Origin of the sequence: Leptospira jelokensis (genome assembly GCF_004769635.1) — a bacterium.
Classification (GTDB): domain Bacteria; phylum Spirochaetota; class Leptospiria; order Leptospirales; family Leptospiraceae; genus Leptospira_A; species Leptospira_A jelokensis.
On the sequence record NZ_RQGH01000017.1, the window covers coordinates 1 to 619 of the forward strand.

General features: G+C 36.0%; 1 protein-coding gene. It reads right to left on the reverse strand.

The genetic code is table 11. From position 1 onward, the window contains the following. A partial coding sequence (locus EHQ62_RS08325; RefSeq protein WP_135641799.1) for a hypothetical protein occupies positions 1 to 619 on the reverse strand: 619 nt, incomplete at both ends.

The window sequence follows — 619 nt, forward strand, 5'->3', positions numbered from 1 at the left end:
TCCAATAACGATCATCAATGGAATGAATTTTTGCTGCCCTTTTCCCATCTAACAATCGTATATGTAATGGTTTTTCCAACTCTTCTTGCCCCAAAAATTGACGTATAAAAAATAAATTATGAACTCCAGTTTGTGTACCAGAGTGCAAAACAAAGAGTCCCTTTTTTGTTTTGGCTAAATAATACGCAATTCCAGAAAAATCATTGGTGTATTGCAGAGAAGATCCAATCTGTTGGTTTGCATACACAACTGCAGTTGAATTTGTTTTTGGTTTGATTGCAGTTAAAGCAACACCATCCAAACAAAGGTATGTAGACTGACACCAACCAAGTTCGGAAAAATCTACCAAATATGGAGATAGGGAATCTTTATTTCCATTTGTCTCCCAAAGGACTAAACCAGCACTGATTTCATTTTCTAAAGAAGAACGATAACCAATCGCTGAAACCGATGGCTTTTTAGGTGAAATCTCTTTTAATTTAAATGGTGGGTTCAATAAAAAATCGGAAACAGAAGATACCGCATAGTATTCCGTGTCAGGAATGGACAAAGGCACAACTGCATGGATTCCCGAGGTATAAAGATAATGTCGATTTTTTTGATTGAATCGCAAATTGGT